This window comes from Lysobacter sp. ISL-50, from assembly GCF_018612875.1.
Classification (GTDB): Bacteria; Pseudomonadota; Gammaproteobacteria; order Xanthomonadales; family Xanthomonadaceae; genus Lysobacter.
In genome coordinates this window covers 59,115-82,492 of the sequence record NZ_JAGGRI010000020.1, presented here as the reverse complement: position 1 = coordinate 82,492, position 23,378 = coordinate 59,115, and the positions used below count along the sequence as shown (strand labels likewise).

General features: G+C 67.4%; 18 protein-coding genes. 1 reads left to right on the top strand and 17 read right to left on the bottom strand.

Annotation, left to right across the window (positions count from 1 at the left end; all coding sequences use genetic code 11):
* Window positions 1-76: 76 nt before the first annotated feature.
* From J7J50_RS12905 to J7J50_RS12865, 9 genes are all read right to left on the bottom strand, one after another.
* Window positions 77-748, bottom strand: a complete 672-nt coding sequence (locus J7J50_RS12905) for a response regulator (RefSeq protein ID WP_343222496.1) — start codon at window positions 746-748, stop codon at window positions 77-79.
* 306 nt (window positions 749-1,054) lie between these two features.
* Window positions 1,055-1,792, bottom strand: coding sequence for an OmpA family protein (locus J7J50_RS12900; RefSeq protein ID WP_215058522.1), 738 nt, complete (start codon window positions 1,790-1,792; stop codon window positions 1,055-1,057).
* A 429-nt stretch (window positions 1,793-2,221) separates the two neighbouring features.
* Window positions 2,222-3,682, bottom strand: coding sequence for a wax ester/triacylglycerol synthase family O-acyltransferase (locus J7J50_RS12895; RefSeq protein WP_215058521.1), 1,461 nt, complete (start codon window positions 3,680-3,682; stop codon window positions 2,222-2,224).
* A gap of 169 nt (window positions 3,683-3,851) precedes the next feature.
* Window positions 3,852-5,282, bottom strand: a complete 1,431-nt coding sequence (locus J7J50_RS12890) for a deoxyribodipyrimidine photo-lyase (RefSeq protein ID WP_215058520.1) — start codon at window positions 5,280-5,282, stop codon at window positions 3,852-3,854.
* Between the two features lie 212 nt (window positions 5,283-5,494).
* Window positions 5,495-7,201: a S8 family serine peptidase gene (locus J7J50_RS25130; protein ID WP_285222311.1), complete on the bottom strand. Its 1,707-nt coding sequence runs from the start codon at window positions 7,199-7,201 to the stop codon at window positions 5,495-5,497.
* Between the two features lie 482 nt (window positions 7,202-7,683).
* Window positions 7,684-9,330: a S8 family serine peptidase gene (locus tag J7J50_RS24800; RefSeq protein ID WP_285222310.1), complete on the bottom strand. Its 1,647-nt coding sequence runs from the start codon at window positions 9,328-9,330 to the stop codon at window positions 7,684-7,686.
* A 240-nt stretch (window positions 9,331-9,570) separates the two neighbouring features.
* Window positions 9,571-10,662 (bottom strand): alanine racemase, encoded by a 1,092-nt coding sequence (gene alr, locus J7J50_RS12875; protein WP_215058519.1) that lies wholly within the window; start codon window positions 10,660-10,662, stop codon window positions 9,571-9,573.
* Between the two features lie 94 nt (window positions 10,663-10,756).
* A complete protein-coding gene (locus tag J7J50_RS12870; RefSeq protein ID WP_215058518.1) occupies window positions 10,757-12,043 on the bottom strand; it encodes a hypothetical protein in 1,287 nt (428 codons plus the stop codon).
* 358 nt (window positions 12,044-12,401) lie between these two features.
* Complete coding sequence (locus tag J7J50_RS12865) at window positions 12,402-12,686, bottom strand: glycine zipper 2TM domain-containing protein (protein ID WP_235115104.1); 285 nt, start codon at window positions 12,684-12,686, stop codon at window positions 12,402-12,404.
* A gap of 427 nt (window positions 12,687-13,113) precedes the next feature.
* Here J7J50_RS12865 and J7J50_RS12860 point away from each other — a divergent pair, with 427 nt between their 5' ends.
* Window positions 13,114-13,728 carry a hypothetical protein gene (locus J7J50_RS12860; protein WP_215058517.1) on the top strand — a complete coding sequence of 205 codons (615 nt, stop codon included), beginning with the start codon at window positions 13,114-13,116 and terminating at the stop codon, window positions 13,726-13,728.
* 151 nt (window positions 13,729-13,879) lie between these two features.
* On the opposite strand, the gene J7J50_RS12855 is transcribed toward J7J50_RS12860, so the two are convergent.
* The 8 genes from J7J50_RS12855 to J7J50_RS12820 all read right to left on the bottom strand — a co-directional run bounded on the left by J7J50_RS12855 (window position 13,880) and on the right by J7J50_RS12820 (window position 23,286).
* Window positions 13,880-14,428, bottom strand: coding sequence for a hypothetical protein (locus tag J7J50_RS12855; RefSeq protein ID WP_215058516.1), 549 nt, complete (start codon window positions 14,426-14,428; stop codon window positions 13,880-13,882).
* 450 nt (window positions 14,429-14,878) lie between these two features.
* Entirely contained in the window at window positions 14,879-16,930 is a 2,052-nt protein-coding gene (locus tag J7J50_RS12850; RefSeq protein ID WP_215058515.1) for a peptidoglycan-binding protein, read from the bottom strand.
* A 325-nt stretch (window positions 16,931-17,255) separates the two neighbouring features.
* Entirely contained in the window at window positions 17,256-17,780 is a 525-nt protein-coding gene (locus tag J7J50_RS12845; RefSeq protein ID WP_215058514.1) for a hypothetical protein, read from the bottom strand.
* Window positions 17,781-18,003: 223 nt separating this feature from the next.
* Window positions 18,004-19,419, bottom strand: a complete 1,416-nt coding sequence (locus J7J50_RS12840) for a replicative DNA helicase (RefSeq protein ID WP_215058513.1) — start codon at window positions 19,417-19,419, stop codon at window positions 18,004-18,006.
* Between the two features lie 389 nt (window positions 19,420-19,808).
* Window positions 19,809-20,261, bottom strand: a complete 453-nt coding sequence (rplI, locus tag J7J50_RS12835) for a 50S ribosomal protein L9 (RefSeq protein WP_215058512.1) — start codon at window positions 20,259-20,261, stop codon at window positions 19,809-19,811.
* A gap of 208 nt (window positions 20,262-20,469) precedes the next feature.
* Window positions 20,470-20,700: a 30S ribosomal protein S18 gene (rpsR, locus tag J7J50_RS12830; RefSeq protein WP_031372470.1), complete on the bottom strand. Its 231-nt coding sequence runs from the start codon at window positions 20,698-20,700 to the stop codon at window positions 20,470-20,472.
* Window positions 20,701-20,711: 11 nt separating this feature from the next.
* On the bottom strand, window positions 20,712-21,140 hold the full coding sequence (gene rpsF, locus J7J50_RS12825; protein ID WP_057943043.1) for a 30S ribosomal protein S6: 429 nt from the start codon (window positions 21,138-21,140) through the stop codon (window positions 20,712-20,714).
* A gap of 346 nt (window positions 21,141-21,486) precedes the next feature.
* Window positions 21,487-23,286, bottom strand: a complete 1,800-nt coding sequence (locus J7J50_RS12820) for a DUF885 domain-containing protein (protein ID WP_215058511.1) — start codon at window positions 23,284-23,286, stop codon at window positions 21,487-21,489.
* Between the last annotated feature and the right edge of the window lie 92 nt (window positions 23,287-23,378).

Here is a 23,378-nt window from a genome sequence, read left to right as displayed (position 1 = left end):
GCCCCGCGCCGGCATCGCGCCGCGCGGGCCCGTGCCCGTCGCCGCATCGATGGCGCTCGCCGCTGTCATCGCCGGCTCAGGAAAGCAGTCCCTTGGAGCGGGCGTAGTCGTAGATTTCCAGATCGTTCTTGAGCCCGAGCTTGGTCATGGCGTCGGTCTTCTGGCGGCTGATGGTCTGCTTGCTGCGATGCAAGTGCGCGGCGATTTCCGACACGCTGCTGCCGGCGGCGAACAGGCGCAGGACTTCGGCTTCGCGCGGCGACAACGCGGCCTCGTCGCGCTCGCCGCCGCTGCGCACGCTGTCGAGCATCGGCCGCAGCGCCTCACCGTAGTACAGCCGGCCTTGCATCACCGCGCGCACCGCCTGTGGCAATTCGGTGCCGGCGGCGGCTTTGTCGAGCAGGCCCTTGACTCCGGCATCGGCGATGGAGCGCAGCACCGGCACGTTGCTGATCATGGTCAGCACGATCACCGGCAGTTGCGGATGACGGCGTTGTATCTGCCCCAACAGGCTCAGGCCGTCGCCGGCGCGGCTGCCGGGCATCGAGAAATCGGTGATCAGCAGATCCACCGGCGTGCTGGCCAGCAGGGTCAGCAATTCGTCGGCGTTGGCCGCCTCGGCGACCACCCGCCAGTTTTCGTTGAGCGCCGACGCCGATTCCAACAGCGCGCGCACGCCCGCCCGTACCACCGGGTGATCGTCAGAAAGCGCGATGCGTAGGCTCATGCCGTCGATACGGGAATTCACTGTCGCTCATTACTACCACAGGGTGGGCCATCGGCCGGTGCGACCAAAGTCGCAACGGCGGCATCGAAGCGCGAGCGCTGAATCGCGCATCGACCCCGGGGCATTGTAACGCCGGAAAAACCGCTTGATTCCCTCTGAAACCAAATCGCGCCCGGTGCGAAGGCATGCAAGCCGAGCGAGTGAATTACTAAATGATTCTTGAGAATAAGCACCGGGCCGTGAGCCGGCCCGGTGCCTGGATCGATCGTGGCGCAACCTGCGTCGCCGACGCGACTAATTCCGCCGATCGAGGTCGCCTCCGATGCCTCAGGAGCGCACCGGCACCAGGGTGATTTCGACGCGGCGATTCTGCGCCCGGCCCTGTTCGGTGTCGTTGCTCGCGATCGGGCGGGTCTTGCCGGCGCCGGTGAGAATGAAGCGGTCGCGCACCAGTCCCTTCGACATCAGGTAGTTGCCGACGCTGGCCGCGCGTTGCTCGGACAGGCGCTGGTTGACCGCGTCGGTGCCGATACTGTCGGTATGGCCGGCGACCTCGACGATGGTCTGGTTATATTCGGTGAGCGTGCTGGCGACGTTGTCGAGTACCGAATAGAACTGCGGCTCCAGGTTGGCGCTGTTGAAGGCGAAGGTGATGTTGCTGGGCATGTTGAGGGTGATGTTGTCGCCCTGGCGGACCACGTCCACGCCGGTTCCCGACATGCGCTCGCGCAGGGCGCGCTCCTGGCGGTCCTGATAGTTGCCGATCGCGCCGCCGGCCAGGCCGCCGACACCGGCGCCGATCAGGGCGCGCTGGCGGCGTTCGGTGGCGTCGTCGCCGCTCAGCAGACCGGCGGCGACGCCGGCCAGGGCGCCGATCAGCGCGCCCTTCTGGGTGCGGTTCATCCCGCCCTGCTGTTGCGGCGGCGGGTTCTGGCCCTGCGGATACTGGTTATTGGGATACGGCTGCTGCTGGCCGCCGTAGTAACCGCCGCCACCGGTGGCGCAGCCGGCGAGCAGCGCGGTCATCGCGGCGGCCGCGAGGGCGAGTTTGAGCTGGGTCTTCATGGGATTCCTCGTCTGTGTGGCGGAGCGCAGACAAGCTAATCACGCCGCCGTTGGTGGCGAGTGACGAGGGCGCGGCCCTGTTCAGGCGGCGGTGCGGAATTGGCGGCGTCCCTCCGGAATGTCATTCCGCGAAGGCGGGCTCCACTTTACTTCGGCGGAGCCGAACATCCAGAGACTTCAGCGTCATCCTTCCAGTCCGTCATTCCCGCGAACGCGGGAATCCAGGGCCTTTCGTGCGAGAACCTTTGAAGTCACTGGATTCCCGCGTTCGCGGGAATGACGGTAGGTGGGTTACGACGAGTGACGGCAGGTGCGTCAGGACAATGACGTCAGGCCAACGCATGACGAGTGACGGAGTTACGACGAGAGACTAGACCTGAGTAAGCGGCCCACCTCCCGAATCGAGGTTCAATTCCCAAACCCCACCCCTCAAACCATCAACGCGTCCGCCCCCTCAGCATCCAGCGCCACATCCCAATTCCCCATCAGCGCCAGGTACAGCAGCTTGTCGAACTCGGCGCCGAAGCGGCTGATGACCGCGTCGGGATCGGGGATCAGCTTGCCGTCGGCGATCAGGCCGAAGTGAACCCGGCCGTTGTAGCTCAGGATCGAAATGCCCACGCCGATCGAACCGGTCTGCGGCACCCAGAACATCATCTCGTCCAGACGACAGCCGGCCATGTACAGCGGCTGCTGCGGCCCGGGGACGTTGGTCGCCACCGCGGTGGCCTTGCGGCTGAACAACTCCAGCGCCAAGCCCTGCACCTGCGCCGGCGCCATGCCGAGCGCAGCTAAAAGTCCAAATGCAACAATGGCTTGGCGCGAATTCTTGAGATTATTCATGCACTCGGCGACCCGCTCCACGCGGCGGATCGGATTGCTCTCGCCCACCGGCAGATCCAGGAACACCAGACCGAAGTGATTGCCGAGCTTGCGCGCGTGCTCCAGCGGACGCAGGTTGACCGGCACGGTCGCGCGCAGGGTCAGGCCGTCGACCTGATCGCCGCGTTCGATCATGTAGCTGCGCAGCGCGCCGGCCGCGGTCGCCATCAGCACGTCGTTGACGGTGCAGTCGCAGGCGCGGCCGACCGCTTTGACTTCTTCCAGATCCAGCGGCTCGGCCCAGGCCACGCGCTTGGACACGCCGAGCTTGCCGCGCAGCATCGACGGCGGATCGTCCGACAGCGACAGCGCCTGCAACAGTTCGCGGGCGATCTCCCCGCCCTCCTTCGCCAGCATCGCGGCGAGGGTCGGGTCGCGATACATCTCCATGCCCTTCTCGATCGCGCGGCTGCCCAACTTCATGTAGCGATCGACCGCGCCGACGCGGCGCGCGACATCGGCGCCGTCCTGTTTGAGCCAGGCATGGGCCAGATCGCTGCCCTTGGCCGGCTGCGCGGTGGTGTCGGTCAGCGACAGCAGCACCTGCACCAGGGCGATGCCGTCGGCATAGCTGTGATGAATGCGCGCGACCAGCGCCGAGCCGCCGTTGTAGCGTTCGATCAGATGGAACTGCCACAGCGGCCGGCTGGAATCGAGCGGACTGGACGCGAGCTGGCTGACGAAACGCTCCAGCACGCGCTTGCCGCCGCGTCCGGGCAGCGCGGTGTGCTGCACGTGCCAGTCGAGATCGAGATCCTCGTCGGTCTGCCAATAGGCGCCGGCGGCGGTGTCCACGGCCTTCTGGCGGAACCGGGCGTAAGCGAGGAAACGCTGCTTGATCACCCGCTTGAGCGCATCGACCGACATCGGCTCGGCGAACATCAGCACGCCGGTGATCATCATCGGGTTGGTCGGACGTTCCATCCGCAACCAGGCGGTATCGACCCGCGACATCGCTTCGCGGCGCGCGCGCTTGCGCGGCGGTGCATCCGATTCTGCCTTGGCCATGCGCCCTCCCAACGTGTCCGGCGAGTGAATCACGCGGTTGCGGGCGGGTCAACGCGGGACTCGGGATTTGGGACTCGCAAAGCATTACGCGGTACGCATGCAACACGAGCAAGCATGTGCTTCGCTCTTGCGATTCCCGATTCCCGATTCCCGATTCCCAAGTCCCGCCTCAATCCCGCAACTTGCGATATGCCTCCAACGCCGCATCGCGCCCCGCCCGCAGATCGACCAGCGGTTGCGGCGGATAGTCCGGCGCGGCCCGTCGCAGCGCCCGCGGATCGCGCCACGGCGCATGCCGCAGCGGCGCCGGCAATGCGGCGAGTTCGGGCACCCATCGGGCGATGTAGTCGCCGTCGGGATCGAACTTCTCCGCCTGGGTCACCGGATTGAACACGCGGAAATACGGCGCCGCGTCGGCGCCGGTGCCGGCCACCCACTGCCAGCCCAGGGTGTTGCTGGCCAGATCGGCGTCGACCAGGGTGTCCCAGAACCAGCGCGCACCGTGACGCCAGTGATAGCGCAGATGCTTGGTCAGATAACTGGCGACGATCATGCGCACGCGGTTGTGCATCCAGCCGGTGGCCCACAGCTCGCGCATGCCGGCATCGACGATCGGCACGCCGGTCAGCCCCTGCTGCCAAGCCTCCAACTTCGGCTGCGACAGCCTTGCCCAGGCGAAATCGGTGAAGCGCGGATTGAAGTTCTGCTCGGGCGTGTCGGGAAAATGGTGCAGCAGGTGATGGGCGAACTCGCGCCAACCCAGTTCGCGGATCGCCGATTCGACATCGCGCGCGTTGCCGGCGTTGCGCTCGCGCTGCAACACCGCCGCGGCACGCCAAGGCGCGATCTCGCCGAAATGCAGATGCGGCGACAGTCGCGAAGTGCCGACCCGGTCGGGCCGGTCGCGCTGGCTCGCGTAGCCGCGCAGGGCGCCGTCGACGAAGGTTTCCAGCGTCGCGTGCGCGCCGGCTTCGCCGGGCGTCCAGTGCTCCCAGAAGGTTTCCGCCCAGTCGCGTTGCGGCGCGAGCTTGAGCGCCGCCAGCGGCACGCCCTCGGGGCCTTCGCGAGTGTCGGGCAGCGACGCTGGCGGCTCCCACAACGGCTCGTCCTTCCAGTTCGCCAGCGCCGAGCGCCAGAACGGCGTGAACACCTTGAACGGCCCGCCCTGCTTGGTGCGCAGCGTCCACGGTTCGAACATCAGCGCGCCGTTGTAGCTCTCCACCTCCAGGCCCATGCGCCGCAGCGCCTGCTTGATCCTGGTGTCGCGCTTTTCGATATAGGGTTCATAGCGGCGATTCCAGAACACCGCCTGGGCGTCGGTGGCCAATACCAGCGATTGCAGCGTGGTCAGGCTGGGGCCGAAGAACCGGCGCAGATGCGAGCCGCGCTTGCGCAGGTCGGCATCGAGCGCGGCCAATGAGCGGTGCCGCCAGGCGTCGGAGGCGGCGCCGGGCCGCCAGGTGCCGTGTTCGTCCGGCGCGTGGATGTAGATCGGCACCGGAAGGTAACCGGCCTCCAGCGCCGCACGCAGGGCCGGGTTGTCGGCCAGGCGCAGGTCGTCGCGGAACCAGACCAGGGCGAGAGCTGGGGTTTCGGGCATCGGGGCGGCGCGCTCGACGGGCGCTCAGTATGCCGTCGCGAACGCCGTCGACGCAGCGGCGATGCGCGACGGAGCGCCCGGTCCGCGCGGGCCGCGAACACCGGCCCTGGAAGCGCAATCGCCGCTCCCGGGGAAGCAGCGATTGCGGCTCGAACATCGGTCAAACGGGGGCCGGCCTTTGCCGGCCCCGGATTCGAACCGCTACGCATGGATCACGGCGCGCGCTTGAGTTCCGCGATCGCGGCCTTGACCTGGACCAGGCCCCAACCGGTGTTGTCGTCGCGGCCGCCCGCGTCGAGGTCCTTCGCGGTGGTCAGCAAGGCATTGCGAACCTGCTGCGCCGTCGCGGTGGGGCGCGCGCTCCACACCACCGCGGCCGCGCCGGCCACATGCGGCGTCGCCATCGAGGTGCCGTCCAAGTACGCATATGAGCTGTCATTGACCGTCAACTTGCCGTTCACCGTGGCGACCTGTCCTGCCATCTTGGCCAGGATGTCCTCACCGTCGGCCTTGCTGATGCCGAGCACCGGAATGGTCAGAGTGATCGCCGTCCCGCTGGCGTTGGACAGTGTGGGCTTGAGCGGACCATCGACGTTGTTGTAGATCACTACGCCGAGCGCGCCGCCCGACTTCGCGTTGCTGGCCTTGACGCCGAAATTGATCTCGCCACGCTGACACAGCACGACCTTGTTCTTGAACGTAGCCGACGAAGCCTTGCACAGACCGCCGTCGACCCAGCCGGCGCTGGCAGCGGTATCGGACGAACCGTCGGCGACGTCGGCCGGCATGCTGGAGTTGCCGACCAGCAGCGGCTGACTCGTGGCCAGGCCCAGGCTGCGCACGCCCACGCCCGGCGCGGCCAGGTCGACCTCGCTGTTGAACTCGGAGTTCACCCAGCGCTGCTGGTTGGAGTCTACCGCCGCCACCGACAACACACTCGGATAGGACGCGGGATACGCGAGCGGGTTCGGCGCGGTGGTGCCGAACAGACTCGGCCCTCCCGTCACCGCCCAATTGCCGGCCGCCGCGACCACCAGCATGCCGCGATCGGCCGCCGCCTGCAGTTCTCTCTTCTCGGTGGACGAGGAGATCGTCCCGCCCAGGCTCATATTGACGACCTTGGCCCCGGCGGCCTCGCACTGCTTGACCGCCGAGACGGTATCGGACGCATAGCTGGCCTGCTTGCAGCCAGCACCGGCGAACCGTTTGATGATATGCAGCGCCACCTTGCCCGGGCTCACGCCGACCACGCCGGTGTCGTTGTTGGCCGCGGCGATGGTGCCGGCGACATGAGTACCGTGGCCGCAAGTGTCGGTATCCCAGCCCTCGGTGGCATTGGCGTTGTTGACGCCGGTGATCGCGACCCCGGCCAGATCCTCATGCGTGCGCTTGAGGCCCGAATCGATCACGCAGACCTTGATGCCCTCGCCGGTCGGTGCGCCGGCGTCGATCGCGCCGTCGCCGTCGGCATCCCAGGTCGCGCTGGCCTGGATGTGGTCGACGCCGTACGGCGTGGTCTGCCCCAGCAGATAGCGCTCGGGATCGATCTCGATCGACGCCACCGAAGCGTCCTTGCGCAGGTCTTCCATCGCCGCGGCCGACGGCAGGGTCAGCACCGCCTGGTTGAGTCCTTCGAACAGATAGTGCTGCTTGGCCTGGCCGAACTTGCGCTGGGCCAGCCGCGCATTCAAGCCGCGCACGTTGGCGTTCATGCGCTCGTGCGCCTGGCCGACGATCGCGGCGATCTGATCGAGCATCGCCTTGGGGTCGGTGGACAGCTTGGGCACCGCCGTCGGCGTTTCCTTGAACGCGACCCATACCCGCTTCGCGCCGTTGTCGGTCGCGGCCTGTGCCGCGCCCGCGACCCACATCGTGGCCAATGCCACGCACATCGCACCCACCAGCTTGTTCTGCTTCATCCTGTCGTCCCTTGAGCTTTGGAAGGAGTTCGAGCCGGCCGATGCGTATCCGTTGACGGGATGTCGGCCGGGTCAAGGACGAAAACGACGGCGCGGCCCGTGGTCCCTACCGCGACGCTCGCTTTTCGGACTTGTCCCAACTCATGCAGTGCACGCAACTTGCGCCTACGCTCGATGCGATGCGGATTCGTGATGAATTCGGCTGCGAACGGCAGCGGGCTTGGGCACGTAATTTATGGATTCGTCCGTCGGCTTGGCGCACGATTTTCCGGACGCCTTGCACGCTGCCGCGAATGCGCCGCGTCGAACGCCCATCCGCTGCGAAGTCGCGCTCGCCCGCGCGCTCCACGCCTCCGCGGCCGCGCGGCCACTTGCGGCGAGGTCGTGGCCATCGAGGTGTCGCTGTCGTGCCGTCGGTTCAGGCACAAAAAAACGGGAGCCCGAAGGCCCCCGTTCGCGAGGTCGCAACCCGACCGGCGCGCTTACTGCGCTTGCAACTCGGCGATCGCCGCCGGAATCTGCACCAGTCCCCAGCCGGTGTTGTCGTCGCGGCCGGCCGCGTCGATGTCCAGCGCGGTGGCGTCGAGCGCATCGCGCACCTGCTGTGCGGTCGCGGTGGGCTTGGCGCTCCACACCACGGCGGCCGAGCCGGCCACGTGCGGGGTCGCCATCGAGGTGCCGCTCATGGTCTCGTAGGCGTTGTTGGCGACCGACGGGGTCGCATCCACGGTCGCGGTCTGGCCCGCCAGGTTGGCGACGAGGTATTCGCCGTCGGCCTTGCTGATGCCCACCGCCGGCAGAGTCGTGGTGGTCGGGGTCAGGTTCGGCGCGGTGCCGGTGTACAGGCCGATGTTCAAGGCGCCGTCCACGTTGTTGTAGATCACCACGCCGGCGGCGCGGCCGCTCTTGGCCTTGGTGATCTTGTCCAGGAACGTGTTGGTGCCGCGCTGGCAGACCACGATCTTGTTGCGCCAGGTGCTCGACGAGGTCTGGCACAGGCCGCCGTTGACCCAGCCGGCGCTGGCGGTGGTCTGCCTGGAACCGGCGACCGGGGTCGCGGCGAAGCTGGAGGTGCCGACGGTGAGCGGGTCGTTCTTGAGCGGGTAGGTGCTCTGCACGTCCACGCCCGGCGCGGCCAGTTCCACCTTGGGGGTGAACTGGGAGAAGTCGGCCTTGACGTTGGCCGAGTCCACCGCCGCCACCGAGACCACGCTGGTGTAGCCGGCCGGATAGCTCTGCGCGTTGTTGCCGTCGTTGCCGGCCGCGGCGATGCTGAGCACGCCGGCGTCGGCAACGGCCTGGAACGCGGTGCGTTCGGCGGTGCTGGCGGTGGGGCCGCCCAGGCTCATGTTGATGACCTTGGCGCCGGCGGCCTGGCAGCGCTGCGCGGCATCGGCCAGGGTCGAGGAGTAGGTCCACGAGCACTGTCCGTGCTGGCTGCCGTTGTAGCCGTTGCTGCCGAAGATCTTCACGATATGCAGCGACACCTTGCCCGGGCTCACCCCGACCACGCCGGTGCTGTTGTTGGCCGCGGCGATGGTGCCGGCGACGTGGGTGCCGTGGTCGCAGGTGTCGGTATCCCAGCCGGTCGGATAGCCGGTGATGGTCAGGCCGGCGAACTCTTCGTGGTTCTTGTTGAGGCCCGAGTCGATGATGCAGACCTTGATGCCCGCGCCGGTGGCGGCGCCGGTGTCGATGACGCCGTCGCGGTTGGCGTCCCAGGCGTCACGCGCCTGCACCTGGTCGATGCCGTAGGGCACGCTCTGCGCCTGCAGGTAACGCGGCTGGTCGATCTCGACCGATTCCACGTCGGGGTTGGCGCGCAGCGCCTTGACCGCCTCGGGCGAGGCCAGGGTCATCACCGCGGCGTTGATGCGGTCGAACTGGTAGTTGAGCACTGCTTCGCCGGCCTGGGCCGCGCCGAGCTTGCCGCGCAGGGCCTGGATGCGCTGGCCGAGGTTCGGCATGGCCGCCGCGCCGCGCGCGGACGCCGAGCCGGCGGCGTTGGCGGGCTTGAGTGTGACCCAGACGCGATTCGGGTTGGGGCGTTCCTGGGCCGCGCTCGCGGCCGACGCGATCATGGTCGCCAGACCCAGTCCCAGCGCGCACATCAACTTGCTCTGCTTCATCGAAACCCCGGATGCAATGATCGGCGGACTCCGGTCGGAGCCGCCATCGGGCGTTGCCCGATCTCATTGCTAACGTTCTCAAAGCGGCGCCCCCCTACCCCGTTCGCGCGATTTTCCTGAGCCAGCTGAACGACTGGGCGCAAGAAAAATGCCAGCAAGAGCAGCGGCCGCTGTCGGCGCACAAATTTCCGGAGCGAGTGCACGGCGCCGAGAAAGCGCCACGTTGAACGACACCGACGCTTACGCTTCGACGAAACGCACCCGGCGCGTGATCGAGCAAGTCAGCTCGTAACCGATCGTGCCGCTGATCTGCGCGATGCGTTCGACCGGCAGCTGCGGCCCCCACACCTCGACCGGATCGCCGACCTTGGCCGCGGGAACGCCGCGCAGGTCGATGGTCATCAGATCCATCGACACCCGGCCGATGACCTGAGTGTCGTGGCCGGCCACGCGCACCGGCGTGCCCGAAGGCGCGGCGCGCGGGTAGCCGTCGCCGTAGCCGATCGCGGCCACGCCGATCAGCATGTCCTGCGGCGCTTGCCAGGTCGCGGCGTAACCGATTCGTTCGCCCTTGCGCACGGGGTTGACCGCGATCAGCCGCGTCGACAGCGTCATCGCCGGGCGCAGGCCGAAGTCGGCGCCGGTGCGGCCTTCGACCGCGCTGATGCCGTACAGCAGGCCGCCGGGACGAATCCAGTCGGCGTGGGCTTCGGGCCAGCCGAGCACGGCGGCGGAATTGGACAACGAGCGCACGCCGCGCAAGCCTTCGGTGGCGGCGGCGAAGGCCGCCAACTGCTCGCGGGTCTGGCGGCTACCGGGCGAGTTGCCGTCGAACTCGTCCGAGCTGGCGAAGTGATTCATCAACACGATGCCGTCGGCGACGCCGGCCGCTTCGCTCAGGCGCGCATAGGCCTCGCGCACCTGTTCGGGGGCGAAGCCGAGCCGGTGCATGCCGCTGTCGACCTTGAGCCAGCAACGGATCGGATCGCCCGGCGCGGCCTGTTCCAGCATTTCGATCTGGCTGATGTGGTGCACCACCGTCTCCACGCCGAGGCGGCGCAGTTGCGGCAGATCGTCGGCTTCGTCGAAGCCGGACAACAGCACGATGGGCTGCGACAGCCCGGCCGCGCGCAGGCGATCGGCGTCCGACAGCGCGGCCACGCCGAACGCATCGGCGCCTTCGAGGGCGCGCGCGACGCGTTCAAGCCCATGGCCGTAGCCGTCGGCCTTGACCACGGCCATCACCCGGCTGTGCGGAGCCAGCGCCCGGGCCTGGGCGAGGTTATGACGCAGAGCGTCGGTGTGGATGTTTGCGCAAGTCGGTCGTGCCATGGCGCCTAGTCTAACGAAGGCCCCGGCCTGGCCCATGAGCCCAGTGTGAAGTCGCCCCGAGGCGGCACGTCGCGCAAACCGCGCGGCGCGTTGGTTAGAACCATTGCGGCTGATAGAGCGGTTCGACGATGGCCTGGAATTCACGGGTGAAAGCGGCCAGATACAACTTGCCGTCGATGCGGCGGAAGATCAGCAGCGGGAACGCGTCGCGCTCGACGCTGCCCTCGGCCGGAACGCGCAGCGTGTCGCGCTGCCATTTCGATTGCAGCGCGGACTGGATCGAACGCTTGCCTTCGTCGTCGCTGGCGAACCAGACGTAGACGCCTTCGAACGACTCCTTCGCCGGCAGGGCCGGGCCGAAGTCGGCGCCCGGATGAGGTCCGGCCGATCCGGCGAACACGCTGCCGCCGATCACTTCGGCGACGACGCGACCGGGCGCCGCGGTGGCGATCTGCGCGTGCACCGAGGCGCCGTGCAGTTGCTGTTGTCCGGCCAGCTCGCGCAGATAGGCCAGCGCGAGGCTGTCGGGCGCGACCGAGTTGGCGAAGGCCTGCGCGATGCCGTCGTCGCCTGCGCCGGCGCGCTTGGCCGAAGCCGAATAATCGGCCGTGAAACGCCGCACCCAGTCGGCGTAGGCCGAGGCGGCGACCGGATCGACCGTGGCCGGCAGCGGCGAGCGCAGCTCCGGCTTGGGCGGCGGCCGGCCGTCGACATCGAGCATGGTCCATTGCCAGCCGACCGGGCCGATGCAGCAATCGGTGATCAGCCACAGCCGGCCCGGACAGGCGCCTTGTTGGGCTTGCCACAGTTGGGTCTGCTCGGCTTCGTTGATCGCTATGGCGTCGATCTGCTCGCCTTGCAGGATCGGCGCGGACGCGGCGGCCTGGGCGATCGCTTCGGGCCGGCGGGCCAGGTCTTCGCTCGTGGCGACGATGCGCCAGGCGCCGGCTTCATCCCACAATTCATCCAGCGAGCGTGCCGCGCGCAGGCTGTCGACGACGCCGTCGCGTTGCATCAGACGCACCGACCAGCGCGGCGCGATCGGCTTGGGGTTGGAGTTGACTACCAGCCACAGGCGCGGGCCTGTCGTCGTTGCGCCCGTTTTCTCGATTAGCAGGTAGCGCTCGCGCAATGCGCGCAGTTGCGCGGGATCGAGCCGGACCAGGCCGTTCGAGGCGGTGATGCCTTTGGCCAGTGCGTCGGCGTTGCCCAGGGCCTCGTAGACGCCGGTGGCCTCGACGATGCGCCAATCGGTGTCCTCGTTGCCGCTCGCCAGTTCCAGGGTGGCTTGGTCGAGCGGCGGTGCGGCCTGCGCGGGGCTCGCGGCCCAGGCGAACAGCAGCGCGGAAATTCTTAGCCATTGCGCGATCGTGGATGCCATTGCCGACTTGTTCTCCATGTCAAGGGCGCAGTCTGACTGAGTTGGGCGCGGATGGTCGCGAAGGAACTGAGGATGCGGCGGGTCGGGCTGGGGGGCGCGGATTTGAGTGTGCGCGGCGAACTGAGCGGAAGGCATCGGGCCTGAAGGGCCCTCCCACAAAAGCGGCTGTGCTGGGGAGCGCGGATTTGAGTGCGCGCGGCGGGCTGAGCGGAAAGCATCGGGCCTGAAGGGCCCTCCCACAAAAGCGGCTGCGGTGGCGTAAGAGCTGGGGATGTGGTCGTCCCACAAAAAAACCGCGCGTGGCTGACCACGCGCGGTTTCTTGTTTGCGTCCGGACCTTGCGGCCGGATGCCGCGAATCAGTCGCAGCGGCGCTCGATCACGGTCTCGGTCTTGTTCTGCTGGTGTTCCTGGATCTTACGGCCGGCGAACGCGCCGCCCACGGCACCGGCCGCGGTCGCGAGCTTCTTGCCGTTGCCGCCGCCGACCTGGTTGCCGAGCAGGCCACCGGCCACCGCGCCGATCGCCGTGCCGGCGATCTTGTGCTGGTCCTTGATCTGCTTCGGACGCTGCACTTCGACGTTGTAGCAATGCGGGGTCTTCTTGGACGACTTGGACTGAGCGCCCGCGGCGCCGGTCACCATGACGCAGGACATCAGTACGGCGGCGATCATGGTCTTGATATTGGAATTCATATAACTCACCGATGGAGTTGGGGGGCAATGGCTACGATGCGCCGCGACTCGTCATCAACGCGTCAATCCGTGGACGAATCCGTGCACTGCGGACGCAGGCTAGCCCGAACTGGCTGAACGGGCGCATTCAAGAAACCGGTTGCATGCGACAAAACTTCATAGCGTGCGCAAGATCAACAATCGCTCGCGGCGGCCTGTTCGGCCACCGATCAGGGCTTGGGGGCCTCGCGCGCGGGTGCCGCGGCAACGGCCGGGCCCGTTCGTGACGCGGCGAAACTGACCTATGATTCGCCGCATCGGCAGGCCGCGCTTGCGATGCCGCCGCCCTGCCCGATCGCTCACACGACCACCGCGCCGCATCAAGGAGTTCCCGCGAATGAATCGCTCGATCCCGGCCATGACGCTCTGCCTCGTACTCGCCGCCTGCAAGGCCGGCGCGCCCTCCGATACCGCCGCGCCGGCGGCGACGCCCGCGCCCGCCGCGAATACGGCGCCGGCCGTGCAACCCGCGCCCGCCGCCGCGCCCAAACCGGTCTACCAGTTCTCCTTCGCGGCCAAGAGCGAAGAGTCGAAAGACCCGCGCATCGTCGATTGGGGCGAGGACGGCTGCGGCCGCTATCCGGTCGTCAAGGTCGACGCGATTCCGCTGTCGGACCCGTGGCTGTTGCCCGACTCGGTGGTCGAGTTCGATGCCAAGGGCCAGGAGCTGATCCGTTGGGGCAAGCCGATGGGTTCGGACCTGATCGGCCTGGACGGCCAGCGACTGCAGTTCCGGGTGGACGACAAGTGGCAGCGCGGCGCCTTCGCCACCGATGCCTCCGGCGCGGTCGAGCCGATCACCAGCCAGGCGGCCTCGCTGTACGACACGGCGAAGATGATCGATTGCCCGAAGTTGCCGAGCTTCGCCCAATCCGACGCCGAACAGTGCTTCGTGATCAAGGATGCGAGCAACGCGGAACGGCGCTTGGCATGGGAAGGTCCTTGCACTTGAGCGGCGTCCGGGCCGGTTGATCCCGGCGGTCGCGCAGAGCGGCGCTGAGGCTCATCGATTCGCTAATGAAAAGCCCCGCGTCGCAGCGGGGCTTTTCGTTTATGTGGGCGAACGGCATTTCGGCTTGCGCGCAAGCCGCCGCCTCAGCGCGTCATTGCCCGTCCACCGAAGTCACCAGGGCCCACGCCTGCTTGCCGACGAGCCCGCGCCCGATCGCCTGCGCGTACTGCGTGCGCATCTGCTCCAGCGCCTGCGCGACTTCGTCGGCGGGGATCGCGATCGCGGACGCCTCGGCCGGCGTGCCGCCCAGGTAGGCCCACTCGGCGGCGAGCTGCGCCAGCGCCTGCTGCACGGTCGCGCCGTCGCGGCCGGCGATGTAGGCGTGCACGCACGCGCGTTTGCGCACGATCAGGTACTCGGAAAAGATCCGCTCCTGCAACTGCGGATCGAAGGCTTGCGCGGGATCGAGCTTGAGCGCGCGCACGGCGAGATCGACGCTGGACGGAATGAGCTGGTATTTGCCGATCGCGAACAGGCGGTCGGGATCGTTGCGCGGCAGATGCTGCAGGTTCTGCACCTGGCGCAAGCTCAGGCGCGAGAAGTCGATGCGCTGGCCCGGCGAATCGCCGCTGCGGCCGCGGTTGAAGGCGCCGTATCCGCCCGAGCCGCGTTCGATCAGTGCGCTCAGCGGATTGCTCACGAAGGTCCTCACGACGGCATGGCGGGGGTTGGCGGCGAGGTGCATCGTACCGCGATCGGGCGCATGCCGATCTTGCGCAAACGGTGCGCGAGGGCGCGGGGGCGCTGTAAGTCGGTGCGCGAGATGCTGTTCACAGTGCCTGCTTCACGTGCCGCTTTTTTTGCTCGTCATTCCCGCCTTCGCGGGAATGACGGTCTTGATGGATGACGCTGAAGTCCTTGAATGTCCGGCTCCGCCGAAGTGAAGTAAAGCGGGCCTGCTTTCGTGTGAACGACAAACATGTTCCCGAGAAGCTTTGAGCCGGCTCTTACGCGAGCGATACCGATCCCAGAAACAACGCGGCCCCGCCGAAGCGGGGCCGGTTGTGTCCTGCACCTGCAGCTCGATCAACCGACAGCCGATGACCGCCGGCGAAGCCCGGCACTCGCCGGGCTCATCCGATCCAAGCCATCAACGCCCCGGAGTCGCCAACTGCTGGCGCTGTTGCTGCTCCTGGTCGTGCTGCTGGCTCTGCCTGGCCATGTGGTCGCTCATCTGCTGCATCGGCGGGGTCGGCGCCTGGGTGTCCACGCGCACGTGGAAGCCCGGGGTCGAACCTTGCACCAGCACGTCGCTGCCGTTCTTCCACACCGTGCCGACCTGATCCGGGCGGGTCATGCCGTTCTCCATCGCCTGCAAGGTGACGTTGGCGACGGCTTCCGGACGCGCGCCGGGCATCTGCCGGCCGATGGCCGCGTACAGCGCGTGGTTGGGATGCGATGCGTCGGTGATCAGCGGACCGGCGGCGGCTTCGCGCGGGGCCGGCGGCGTGTTCGGCGTCGGCGACGGCGCGGCCGGCACCGTGCTCTGCGGTGCAGCCGGTGCGTTGACCTCGGCGTTGGCGGTCACCCGGCCCTGCGGCAGTTGCCGGCCGATCGCGTCCAGGGTGCGCTGATCGGCGATGCCGGTCGGTTCCAGATTGTGCGTGCTCTGGAAATTGCGCACCGCGCCGGCGGTGTGTTCGCCGTAGATGCCCGAACGCGTTTCCAGCGGCTGGCCGCGCTCATCGCGCACGCCGAGCTGGTTCAAGGACTGCTGCAGACCGCGCACGTCGGCGCCGCGTTCGCCCTGGCGCAGCACGCCGTCGGCCATCGCGTCGCGAGTGGCCGGCGTCGGTGCCTGTGTGGCCGGAGTCGTCGGCGTGGTCTGACCGCGGCCGGGCACGGTCAGGTGCTGCATCGGATCGACCGCGACGCCGTTGACGCGATATTCGAAATGCAGATGGGTATCGCCCTGGCGCGGCGTGTTGCCGGTACGGCCCATGGTGCCGATCTGCTGGCCGGGCTCGACGTGCTGGCCGTCGCGCACGTTGATGTCGCGCATGTGCATGTAGACCGTGGAGACGCCGTTGCCGTGGTCGATGCTGACCATGTTGCCGGCGGCGCCGTTGTTGGGCTTCACGTGCACGGTGCCGCCGCTGTAGGCCTGGATCGGGTCGCCTTCGCGGCCGACGATGTCCACGCCCTTGTGGGTGCGCGCGCCGCCGCCGCGCGAGGTGCCGAATTCGCCCTGCCCTTCGCCCGGCTTGTCGGCGTGGTTGATGGTGGTGTTGCCCGGCGCCGGCCAGTGGCCGGTGCCCTGCGGCTGCGGCGTCGCCGGGGTCGGATGGTTGCGGCTGGCTTCGGGCAATTGCAGTTGCGTCTGCACCGCCGCCAGGGTGGCGCGATCGGCCACGCCGGTTTCCGGCAGGTGATTGGCGTGCTGGAAGCTGCGCACCGAGGCCGCGGTGTGTGCGCCGTAGACGCCGGAGGTGGTTTCCAGCGCCTGTCCGCGCTCGTCCTTGAAGCCGAGCTGGTTCAAGGTGCGCTGCAGCTGGCGCACCGGTTCGCCGCTCTCGTTGCGGCTCAGGGTGCCATCGGCCAGCGGATTGGCCGGGGTCTGGGCCTGAGCGCGGGTCGGGCCGACGTCGGTGACCGTGCGCCAGGCCTGCTCCGGCGTCTGGCCGCGGCCGATCGCTTCCTGATAGTTGCTGCGCATCTGCTGCAGGGCGCGGCCGGCGTCGGGCGCCGAGATCGACGCGGCATTGCCGCCGACGCCGCCGTAACGGCTGCGGCCGGTGTCGGGGTCCGCCACGCTGGCCCATTCGCCGGCCAGTTGGTCCTGGGCGCGATGCAGGGTGGCGCCGGGCTGGCCGGTGATGTAGTCGCGGATACCGGGCTGCTTACGTGAGATCAGGTAGTCGGAAAAGATCCGCTCCTGCAGCTCGGGGGTGACGCGCTGGTTCGGGTCCAGTCGCAGGCTGGCCACGGCCAGGTCCATGGTGCCGGGAATGATCTGGTATTTGCCGACCGCGAACAGGCGGTCGGGATTGCCCGCGGGCAGATGCTGGCGACGCTGCAGTTCGCCCAGGGTCATCTGCGAGAAATCGATGGTGCGTCCGTTGGCATCGCCGGCGCGGCCGCGGTTATAGGAACCATAGCCGCCTTCGCCGCGCTCCAGGAGCTCGCTCAGTGGATTGCTCATGTTGGAAATCTCCGTTTACCGACAAGTGGTTGGATGGCGTATCCGGAGAGTTTCGTCCTGAATCGGCTCCGGCCATGGCAAGCGGGACGGGTGTCCGACTTGCGCTTCGCGGCGCGGATCCTTGCTAATCCGTACCGCTTGCGGCCCTGACTGCACCGCGACCTGCCGGGGTTCGCTGGCAGGCGTTTGCTGGGTTCCTGTCTAACGTTTGCTGGAAACGTCTGGGTGGAAACATCTGGAAGTAAGTTCGATCCGGCGGGCGGCGCATGATGGCGCGCCGGGCCCTGGCCCGATCCGGCGGCCGCTCAGCGCGGCCAGCGCGGTGTTATTTGCTGAAGCTCCATTCGGTCACACGCAGGCGCGAGTCCGCGCCGGCCACGTTCCAGTCTTCGATCATGCCGTAGCTGGTGACTTCCAGGCGCTGCGCATCGTGGCTGAAGCGGGTGATGGCGTAGCCGTCGCCGCTGTAGGCGCTCAGCTCAGGGATGTCGGTGCAGGCCCGGCAGATCGCCAGGTCCGGGTTTTCCTTGCAGGTCTGTTCGTCGTGGCCGACCACCTGGGTCCGGCACTGCGGGTCCACGACCGGCTGCCAGCCGCCGTCCAGGACGAGCTTGCGCAGATCGGCGTAGGCCATGTCCTTCTTCAACGCATCTTGCACAGACGACATGTCGGGCTGTCCTTGCTGGGGAACGGTGGCGGCCGGTGCAGGCGTCGCGGCGGCGGGCGCCGCCGGGGCGTCGGCGCTCGGCGCGGCCGGTGCCGGGGGCGCCTTGCACGCGGCCAGCGCCGCGGTCGCGGCCAGCAGCACGGCGGCGGCGCGGGCGCCTGCACGGAATCGGGGATCGACCATGACACTTCCTGTGTGAGTTCGGACGAACTGGAGCAACACCGGCAAGGCTACCGTTCCCGGCTTGCGCACGGCAACTGCCGGCGGCGACGGCGGAGCTTGGTCCGACCGGCGGCGGCTTGGACGCGAAAGGTTTGGATCGGTGGGCGGGCCAGCCGGCGAACGCGGCGATGCCCTGCCCCGGTCGCCGCCCGGCCGATGCGGGGCGGCGCGGGCGGATGCGGACTTACTCGAACGAACCGACCGAATCGTGGGCCAGGTTGTCGAAGCGGGTGTACTCGCCGAAGAACTTGAGCTTGAGCGAACCGGTCGGGCCGGAACGCTGCTTGCCGATGATGACCTCGGCCAGGCCTTTGTCCGGCGAGGTTTCCTTGTTGTAGTAATCGTCTCGGTAGATGAAGACGATCACGTCCGCGTCCTGCTCGATAGCGCCCGATTCGCGCAAGTCGGCCATCACCGGGCGCTTGTCGGCGCGTTGTTCCAGCGAGCGGTTGAGCTGCGACAGCGCGATCACCGGCAGGTTGAGTTCTTTCGCCAGATGCTTGAGCGAGCGCGAGATTTCGGAAATTTCCGTGGCGCGGTTTTCGTTGTTGCCCGGCACCGACATCAGCTGCAGGTAGTCGATCACGATCAGGCCCAGGTCGTGCTCGCGCTTGAGCCGGCGCGACTTGGCGCGCAGCACTTCCGGCGACAGGCCCGGGGTGTCGTCGATGAAGATCTTGACCTCGCGCAGCTGGCGGATCGCGCCGGTGACGCGCGCCCAATCCTCGTCCTCCAGCTGGCCCGAGCGCAGGCGCTGGGCGTTGACGCGGCCGACCGAGGAGATCAGTCGCAGCGCCAGCTGGCTGGCGGACATTTCCATCGAGAACACCGCCACCGCTTTCTTGGTGCGGAACGCGGCGTGCTCGGCGATGTTGAGGGCGAAGGCGGTCTTGCCCATCGCCGGGCGCGCCGCGAGGATCAGCAGATCGGTGTTCTGCAGGCCGGCCGTCATCTCGTCGAATTCGGTGTAGCCGGTCGGAATGCCGGTGACCGAGCCGCCGTTGGCGTAGCGGGTCTGCAGCACGTCGAAGGCTTCCGACAGCGCTTTGGTGACCGGGGTGAAGTCGGTGCGGCCGCGGGCGCCGGCTTCGGCGATCGCGAACACTTGCTGCTCGGCCTTGGCCAGGATCTCGCCGCTGTCGCGGCCATCGGGTTGAAAACCGTCGTTGACGATCTCGGTGCCGACCTCGATCAGCTTGCGCATCACCGCCTTGTCGCGAACGATCTCGGCGTAGGCGGTGATGTTGGCCGCCGACGGCGTGGTCGTGGCCAGTTCGATCAGGTAAGCGCCGCCGGCGACCTGCTCGGTCAGGCCTTGCGACTCGAACCATTCGCCCAGGGTCACCGCGTCGAACGGGCGGCTCTTTTCCGCCAGCTCGCGGATCGCGCGGTAGATCAGCTGGTGATCGCGGCGATAGAAGTCTTCTTCGACGATCTGGTCGGCGACGCGGTCGTAAGCGTCGGGCGCGAGCATGAGGCCGCCGAGCACGGCTTGTTCGGCCTCCACCGACTGCGGCGGCACGCGCAGCTGGTCGATGCGCTGTTCGGCGCGGGTCTCGAAACGTTTTTCGCCACGGAATCCGCCGGCACGTGCGCTCATCGGGGAGACGATCCTCGTCGTTTCGGCCGCAACGCGGCCGATCGAGCCCGCAAGGGCCCGGAACTGGTCATTGGCGTGCCGGCCGATCTAACGAGCGGGCTCATGACGAGCGCCGCGCGATGGCGAATCGGAACCGGATTTCGATAGTAGATGCGAAAGCGCCGTTCTGGTTGCAGATAAGCTTGTGGATAACAGCGGGATAAGCTGTGCTTCTATTGCACATCGTCGTCGCAAGCGATGAGATCGGGCGATCTGCGCCCACTGCCGGCGAACGGCGGCGAAAGCACGCGCTCCTCGCGCTCCACCCGGCCATCGCGGCGCCGCGATCCGCCGCCGCAAAAACGAAGGGCGCCTCGCGGCGCCCTCATTCGTACCGTGTCAGGCTCGGATCAGGCGACTTCGCCGGCGACCGTGACCTTGACGGTGATTTCGACGTCGGCGTGCAGGTGGATCAGCACGTCGTACTCGCCGGTGCGGCGGATCGGGCCTTCGCCCATGATCACTTCCGACTTGTTGACCGGATAGCCGGCCTTGGTCAGCGCCTCGGCGATATCGCGCGGGGTCACCGAACCGTACAGCTTGCCTTCGGTCGCGGCGTTGGCGTGGACGGTCACCGTGGCGCCTTCCAGCTTGGCCTTGCGGCCCTCGGCGCCTTCGAACTGCGACTTGGCCTTGGCTTCGTACTCAGCGCGACGGGTTTCGAACTCGGCCAGGTTGCTGGCGGTGGCCGGAACGGCCTTGCCCTGCGGGACCAGGAAGTTGCGGCCGTAGCCCGGCTTCACGTTGACCTTGTCGCCGAGGTTGCCGAGGTTGGTGACTTTCTGCAGGAGGATCAGTTGCATGGGATTGCTCCGTATTCGTTAGCGGGCCTGTAGGTCCGCAGCGGGATTCGCTGTCCGAAGAGCTGGAATCGGGGTCTGTGTTGGTGAGGAGGCCAGATGCGGGTTCTATGCAGAACTTTGCGATCTGGTGGTCCCTCACCCCTGCCCTCTCCCGCTGGCGGGAGAGGGGGGCAAAGAGTCAGCCCGCTGAGCGGACTGACTGCTTTTTTCAAGCGTTGTGGTTGTCCGTGTACGGGATCAGCGCCAGGAAACGAGCGCGCTTGACCGCCGTGGCCAGCTGGCGCTGGTACTTGGACTTGGTGCCGGTGACGCGGCTCGGCACGATCTTGCCGGTCTCGGTCAGGTACTGGCGCAGGGTGTTGAGATCCTTGTAATCGATCTCTTTGACGCCCTCGGCGGTGAACTTGCAGAACTTGCGGCGACGGAAGAACTTGGACATGGGGGCAATCCTCAGGCGGCTTCGGCGTTGTCTTCGGCGCTGTCGGCGGTGCCGACGGCGTTGTCGCTGTCATCGTCACGACGACGGCGTTCGCCACGCTCGGGCTTGTCGCCCTTCTCGTCCTTGAACTTCATGATCAGGGACTGTTCGGTGTCGGCGTCGTCGCGCTTCATGACCAGATGACGCAGCACGGCATCGTTGAAACGGAAACCGTCGACCAACTCGTTGAGCACGGTCTGGGTGACTTCGATGTTCAGCAGGACGTAGTGGGCCTTGACCAGGTTCGAGATCGGGTACGCCAGCTGACGGCGGCCCCAGTCTTCGAGACGGTGGATCTTGCCTTCACCGGCTTCGATCAGCGACTTGTAGCGCTCGATCATGGCCGGCACCTGCTCGCTCTGGTCCGGATGGACCAGGAACACGACTTCGTAATGACGCATGGTGTGATTCCTTGTGGATGAGGGATCGCCGAGGGCGACCCGATTCAGCCCCCCAAGACCCGCATCGGGTCCGGTGGAGCAAGGTCCCGACATGGCCGCAGGCCGTGTGGGAGCCGGAAAGTATGGCAGGGACAGGGGCTTACGCGCAAATCGACGCCAGGGCGGAGAACGCGGCCGGCGCTTCGGCTGCGGGCCCGCAGCCCGGCCGGACGCCGGGCTGCTCCATTGCCGGGACCGCGAGATCGGGCCCCGTCAGGCCGGCGGCCGCGGCCGACGCCGTGACCCGGGCACGGCGCCTACTTATGTAGAACCTTAAGTACGATTTGTAAGTAATTGAATTAAATAATTAGATGCGCTTCTTACTGGCGATCCAGGCATCGATATGCTTCTCCAGCACGCTCAGCGGCACCGAGCCGGTCGAGAGCACTTCATCGTTGAAGTCGCGCAGATCGAAGTCCTTGCCCAGCGCCTGGCGCGAGCGCTCGCGCAGCTCGGAAATCTTGAGCTGGCCGATCTTGTACGCCAGCGCCTGCCCCGGGGTGCCGATGTAGCGGTCGATCTCGTTGACCACGTCCTGCTCGGTCTTGGGCGCGTTGTCGGTGAAGAACTTGATCGCCTGCTCGCGGCTCCAGCCCTTGGCGTGCATGCCGGTGTCGACCACCAGCCGCACCGCCCGCCACATGTCGTAGGACAGCTGGCCCATGCGGTCGTAGGGATCGTCGTACAGGCCCATGTCGTAGCCCAGGCGCTCGGCGTACAGGCCCCAGCCCTCGCCGTAGGCGACGAAGTAGCCGGTACGGCGGAACATCGGCGCGTCGGGCAGTTCCAGGCCGCGGGCGAACTGGAAGTGATGGCCCGGCACCGCTTCGTGCAGCGACAGCGGAATCATTTCCCAGGTAGGGCGCATCTCGGGCTTGTACAGATTGACGTAGTAGTACCCCGCTCGGCTGCCGTCCACGGCGCCGGCCAAGTAATAGGCGGTGGTGGTGTCGGGCGCGATGTTGTCCGGGATCGAACGCACGCCGTAGGGCTGGCGCGGGATGATCTTGGAGATCTTCACCAGTTCCGGATCGATCCGCTTGGCCGCGGCCTGGTACGCCTCCAGCAGCTCGGCCGGGGTCTTGTGGAAGAACTTCGGATCGGTGCGCAGGTAATGGAAGAACGCCGGCAAGTCGCCCTTGAAGCCGACCTCGCTCTTGATCTTCTCCATCTCGGCGCGGATGCGCGCGACTTCCTTCAGGCCGATCTGGTGGATCGCATCGGCGCTCAGGTCGGTGGTGGTGTAGTCGGCGGCGAGGAAGTCGTAATAGGCCTTGCCGTCGGGCAGATCGGCGGCGGCGATGCTGGCGCGGGTGTTCGGCAGGTAGTCCTTGTCGAAGAACTCGCCGAAACCGCGGTAGGCCGGCACCAGCGTTTCGCTGATCACCTTCTTGGCCTGCGCCTGCAGCGCGCTGCGCTCGGCCGCCGGGATGCTGTCGGGGAAACGGGTGAAAGGCTTGTAGAACGGGCTCTTGCTCGGATCGCTCACGACCTGCTTGGCGATCTGGCCCGGCACGCGCTGCATCAGCACCCGCGGCGGGGTGAGGCCGGCCTTGACGCCCTCGCGCAGCAGCGCCTGGTTCTGTTCGATCACCAATGGCACCGCGCGCATGCGCGCGAGCCAGTCGCGGTAGTCCTTGACCTCGGTGAAGCTCAGCGCTTCGACCACGCCGTCCAGGGTCTGCACTCCGCCCTGCTGGCTGAGCGGCATCAGGTACTCGCGGTATTTCTGCCGCCCGATGGCTTTTTCCAGGTTCCAGGCGAACACGTCGTAGTTGAGCTGATCGGTCGCCGATAGCTGGCCGCGATCGATCGCCTTGAGCTCGGCGAACGCCTTGCGATCGCCTTCGGCACGCGCCTGGATCGCGCTCAGGCTCTGGTCGGTCCAGCGGTCGTTGTAGCGCTTGTCGCCGTTGTAGCTGGCGCCTTCCGGGCTTTCGCGCAAGCCGCGTTCCCATTGCGCGTCGAACAAACCATGCAGGGCCTGGGCCTGGACGCTGCGAGCGGACGCGGCGGTCGCGGTGCCGGGAGAAGCCGCGGCGAAAGCGGTCGGCGCGCAGGACAGCCCGGCGGCGATGGCCGCGGCGAGCAGGACGGGACGAAGCATGCGGGAACTCCTGGAGCGGATGAAGGCGAGCTATCGAGTCTAGTCGGCCGCGGCCGGCCGGCCGCGTGACAGAAGTTGGGCGAAGCGCCGGC

Coding starts and splice junctions, on each gene's coding strand:
- J7J50_RS12900 (WP_215058522.1), bottom strand. CDS start 1,792: ATGAAGACCCAGCTCAAACTCGCCCTCGCGGCCGCCGCGATGACCGCG.
- J7J50_RS12895 (WP_215058521.1), bottom strand. CDS start 3,682: ATGGCCAAGGCAGAATCGGATGCACCGCCGCGCAAGCGCGCGCGCCGC.
- J7J50_RS12890 (WP_215058520.1), bottom strand. CDS start 5,282: ATGCCCGAAACCCCAGCTCTCGCCCTGGTCTGGTTCCGCGACGACCTG.
- J7J50_RS25130 (WP_285222311.1), bottom strand. CDS start 7,201: ATGAAGCAGAACAAGCTGGTGGGTGCGATGTGCGTGGCATTGGCCACG.
- J7J50_RS24800 (WP_285222310.1), bottom strand. CDS start 9,330: ATGAAGCAGAGCAAGTTGATGTGCGCGCTGGGACTGGGTCTGGCGACC.
- alr (WP_215058519.1), bottom strand. CDS start 10,662: ATGGCACGACCGACTTGCGCAAACATCCACACCGACGCTCTGCGTCAT.
- J7J50_RS12870 (WP_215058518.1), bottom strand. CDS start 12,043: ATGGCATCCACGATCGCGCAATGGCTAAGAATTTCCGCGCTGCTGTTC.
- J7J50_RS12865 (WP_235115104.1), bottom strand. CDS start 12,686: ATGGTGACCGGCGCCGCGGGCGCTCAGTCCAAGTCGTCCAAGAAGACC.
- J7J50_RS12860 (WP_215058517.1), top strand. CDS start 13,114: ATGAATCGCTCGATCCCGGCCATGACGCTCTGCCTCGTACTCGCCGCC.
- J7J50_RS12850 (WP_215058515.1), bottom strand. CDS start 16,930: ATGAGCAATCCACTGAGCGAGCTCCTGGAGCGCGGCGAAGGCGGCTAT.
- J7J50_RS12845 (WP_215058514.1), bottom strand. CDS start 17,780: ATGGTCGATCCCCGATTCCGTGCAGGCGCCCGCGCCGCCGCCGTGCTG.
- J7J50_RS12840 (WP_215058513.1), bottom strand. CDS start 19,419: ATGAGCGCACGTGCCGGCGGATTCCGTGGCGAAAAACGTTTCGAGACC.
- rplI (WP_215058512.1), bottom strand. CDS start 20,261: ATGCAACTGATCCTCCTGCAGAAAGTCACCAACCTCGGCAACCTCGGC.
- rpsR (WP_031372470.1), bottom strand. CDS start 20,700: ATGTCCAAGTTCTTCCGTCGCCGCAAGTTCTGCAAGTTCACCGCCGAG.
- rpsF (WP_057943043.1), bottom strand. CDS start 21,140: ATGCGTCATTACGAAGTCGTGTTCCTGGTCCATCCGGACCAGAGCGAG.
- J7J50_RS12820 (WP_215058511.1), bottom strand. CDS start 23,286: ATGCTTCGTCCCGTCCTGCTCGCCGCGGCCATCGCCGCCGGGCTGTCC.